Below are 4227 nucleotides of genomic sequence, written 5' to 3' on the forward strand. Positions count from 1 at the left end.
GAGGGCGCGCGCCCGTGGTCGCTGCGTGCCACGATTGGCCCCGCCGAGAACGGTGTGCGCTCGGTCGACATCCGCGCCGACAAGGTATCCACCGCCAACATCCTGCTGGCGCTGCGGGTCAAGGATCTCACCTATACCGCCGACCTGCCGCTGACCGGCGAGCTCAAGGGCGAGCTCGGCCGCGACGGCGTGCCGACCTTCTTCCGCGGCAAGGTCATGGTCGGCGCGGGCAACATCATCGACACCGACACGCCCGATTATCCGATGGCGATCGACACGGCCGAGATCAATGTCGAGTGGGACGCCAACCGGCGCGTGCTGGTCGCACCGTTCAAGATTCTCTCGGGCGCGAACCGCCTGACGCTGCTGGCGCATCTGGAGCCGCCCAACGGCAACGTCAACGACTGGCAGCTCGGCTTCAGCGGCGGATCGATCCTGCTCGGCGGCATCGACAACGAGCCGCCGCTCGTCTTCAACCGTATTGCGATCGGCTTCCGCTTCGACACCGACCACAAGCGCCTCCTGCTGACGCAGGCCGATATCAGCAACGGCGAGATCGGCGTCGCCGGCACCGGCGCCATCGACTATTCGGGCGAGCCGCGGCTCACGCTGGGCTTTGCGGGAACGCCGATGTCGGCCTCCGCGCTCAAGCGGATGTGGCCGACGCTCGTCGTTCCGGAGTTGCGCGAATGGGTGATCGATCGGATCGAACGYGGCACGCTCCAGCGCATCGAGATCGGCGTCAATTCGCCGACGAGGAACCTTCCGCGCAAGGGCCCGCCCATTCCTGACGACGGTCTCTCGGTCAACATCGTGGCGAGCGGCGTCGCGGTCCGCCCGGTGGACGGCATGCCGGTGGTGCACGATGCCGATTTGAAGGCGCGCGTGACCGGGCGCACCGCCACCGTGAACATCGGGCAGGGCATTGCCGACACGCCCGCCGGCCGCAAGGTCACGATCTCCGACTTCGTCTTCGAGGTGCCGGACATGGCGCCCAAACCGTCGCCGTCGCGCACCCGGTTTCGCGTCGACGGACCGGTGCCTGCGGCGGCCGAAATGCTCGCCAATGACCGGCTGAGCGATCTGTCGGCGACCGTCGTCGATCCCAACACCAGCAAGGGAACGTTCTCGGCGAACATCCAGCTCGGCTTGCCGGTCAAGGGCGAGCTGACCAAGGCCGACACCACCTACGCCGTCACCGCCGACCTCAACGGCTTTGCCGCCGACAAGCTGGTGATGAACCAGAAGCTGGAGGCCAACAGCCTGAAGATCGTCGCGAGCAACCAGGGCTACCAGGTCAAGGGCGACGTCAAGATCAACGGGCAGGCGGCCTCGCTCGACTATCGCAAGCCGGCCGAGGGCGATGCCGATGTCCGCTTGCAGGCGACACTGGACGATGCGAGCCGCGCGCGCCTCGGCTTCGATCTCAGCCCCGCTGTCAGCGGCTCGTTGCCGATCAAGCTCTCGGGCAAGATCGCGGGCGGCGCGGACCAGACCACGAAGCTCGGGATCGAGGCCGACCTGACCTCGGTCAAGCTCGACAACATCCTTCCGGGCTGGGTCAAGCTGCCCGGCAAATCGGGCAAGGCCAGCTTCAAGGTGGTGCCGACGGGGCAATCGACCCGCTTCGAGGACATCGTCATCGAGGGCGGCGGCGCCTCGATCAAGGGCTCGCTCGAGGTCGATCCGAACGGCGACCTCATGAACGCGAACTTCCCGGTCTATGCGCCGTCCGACGGCGACAAGGCGTCGTTGAAGGTCGAGCGCAACCAGGACGGCGTGGTCCGCGGCACGATGCGCGGCGACGTGTTCGACGGCCGCGGTTTCCTGAAGTCGGCGATCTCAGGCAATTCCAAGGACGATGCCAAGAGCAAGATGAAGAACGTCGATTTCGACATCGACGTGAAGCTCGGCGCCGTCGCCGGCTTCAACGGCGAGGCCATGCGCAGTGTCGATGCCAAGATGTCGCGGCGGAGCGGCGCCGTCAAAGCCTTCACGCTGAGCGGCAAGATCGGCCGCGATACGCCGGTGGCGGCCGATCTGCGCGGCGGCCGCGCCCAGGGTGCCCGCGAGGTGATCTATCTCCAGACCAACGATGCCGGCGCGCTGCTGCGCTTCACCGACACCACCAACAAGGTCTTCGGCGGCCAGATGGTGGTGGCGATGGAGCCGCCGACGTCGGAGCCTACGACCAGGGAAGGCCTGATCAACGTGCGCGACTTCACGGTCAAGGGAATGGATCAGCTCGATCGCGTCGCGGCGGGCGGTCCCAATGGCGCGCAGAGCGGCGTGGCCTTCACGGCGCTGCGAGCGGAGTTCACCCGGCAGAACGGCGCGCTCACGATCCGCGACGGCGTCGTCAAGGGACCGATGATCGGCGGCACCATCGAAGGCTCGATCGACTATCCCGGCAACCAGGTGTGCATGAGCGGCACCTTCGTGCCGGTGTACGGCGTCAACAACATCTTCGGCCAGATCCCGTTGTTCGGCATCTTCCTCGGCGGCGGCAACAACGAGGGATTGATCGGCGTGACCTATGAGGTCGTCGGCACGCCGGCCGCGCCCGTGATGCGCGTCAATCCGATCTCGGCGATGGCGCCCGGCCTGTTCCGCAAGATCTTCGAATTCAACACCGGCAAGCAGAACACGCCGTTCGACGAGCAGTTGCCGTCGGCACAATCCGGCGACAGCCCGACCGGATCAGCAAGACCGCTGTCGARCGGTTGCAGCCTCGCGCGGCGGTAGACGCGAAGTTTCTTTCTCCGGCGTCATGGCCGGGCTTGTCCCGGCCATCCACGCCCCACCAAGAACGTAGATGCCCGGGACAAGCCCGGGCATGACCACGATCGCGTAGAATGTCTGTGCAGTTTACGCCGCGCGGACGCCGGCGAGGAACGTGCCGACTTCGCCGGAGAGCTGCTCGGCCTGCTTGGAGAGGCTGCTGGCTGCCGCGAGCACCATGCCGGCGGCGTTGCCGGTCTCGTTGGCTGCGGTGCTGACGCCGCCGATATTGGTGGTGACCTCCCTGGTCGCCTCCGCGGTCTGCGAGACGCTGCGCGCGATCTCGGCGGTGGCGGCGCCTTGCTCCTCGATGGCCGCGCCGATCGAGGTGGCGATGCGGCTGACCTCCTCGATGGTGGCGGTGATGCCGCCGATGGCGTCCACGGCCTCCTTGGTCGCGCCCTGGATCTGGGCGATCTTGTCGCCGATCTCGCGGGTGGCCTCCGCGGTCTGGCTGGCGAGCGACTTCACCTCGGATGCAACGACCGCAAAGCCGCGGCCGGCTTCACCGGCACGCGCGGCCTCGATGGTGGCGTTGAGGGCGAGCAGATTGGTCTGCGCCGCGATGCTGGAGATCAGCTCGGCGACGTGCTCGATCTGCTGGGCGCCATCAGAGAGTGCGCGCACGATGGTGTCGGTGCGGCGGGCGCTGTCAACGGCGCGCCCCGTCACCTCGGCGGATTGCGCCACCTGGCGGCTGATCTCGGTGATCGAGGAGGAGAGCTCCTCGGCCGCCGCCGCGACGGTCTGGACGCGCTGGCTGGCTTCGGTAGCGGCCGAGCCGACCAATGCGGCGCGGCGGTTGGTGCCTTCCGCGGTGGACGACATCGACTTGGCGGTGGTCTCGAGCTCGCCGGAGCCCGAGGCCATCAGGCCGACGAGCTGACCGACGGATGCATCGAAGCGGTCGGCGAGCGCGATCAGGGCATCGCGCTTCTCCTGCTCGCTGCGGGTCTTGGCGGCGACCTGCTCGGCCTCGAGCGTGCGCGCCGTGAGCGCCGTCTGCCTGAACACTTCCAGCGTCTCGGCCATGCGGCCGATCTCGTCGCCGCGGTCGGTCTCCTCGACCGGCTTGTCGATGGCGCCTTCGGAAATCTGCTGCATGCGGTTCTTCTGGCGGTCGAGCGCGCCGAGCACGTCGCGGGCGATCAGCCAGGACAGCGTCGCCATCAGCAGCATCAGGCCGACGCCGATGACGGCCAGCTCCAGCGTCAGTGCGCGCACGTCGGCGTCGATGTCGTCGACATAGAGCCCGTAGCTGATGGTCACGTTCCAGGGCGCGAATTTGCGCGCGAACACGGTCTTGCGGACCGGCTCGGTCTGGCCGGGGCGCGGATAGAGATAAGAAGTCACGCCGCCCGGCGCAGCCTGGTCGGCAGCCCTCAGAATGGCGTCGGCGATCAGTACGCCATTGGAGTCCTTGGTGCCCGTGATCTTGCCTTCGAG

The 4227-nt window shown here is 67.5% G+C and carries 2 protein-coding genes; one reads left to right on the forward strand and one right to left on the reverse strand.

Annotated features, from left to right (window positions below; all coding sequences use genetic code 11):
• A partial coding sequence (locus tag AC1D00_RS29645) for a YhdP family protein (RefSeq protein WP_477013113.1) occupies positions 1 to 2745 on the forward strand: 2745 nt, incomplete at its 5' end.
• A gap of 123 nt (positions 2746 to 2868) precedes the next feature.
• Here the strand turns inward: AC1D00_RS29645 and AC1D00_RS29650 are convergent.
• The coding region (locus AC1D00_RS29650) for a methyl-accepting chemotaxis protein (protein WP_477013114.1) at positions 2869 to 4227 on the reverse strand (1359 nt) is incomplete at its 5' end.

The sequence above is a fragment of the Bradyrhizobium sp. P2_E8 genome (genome assembly GCF_056403875.1).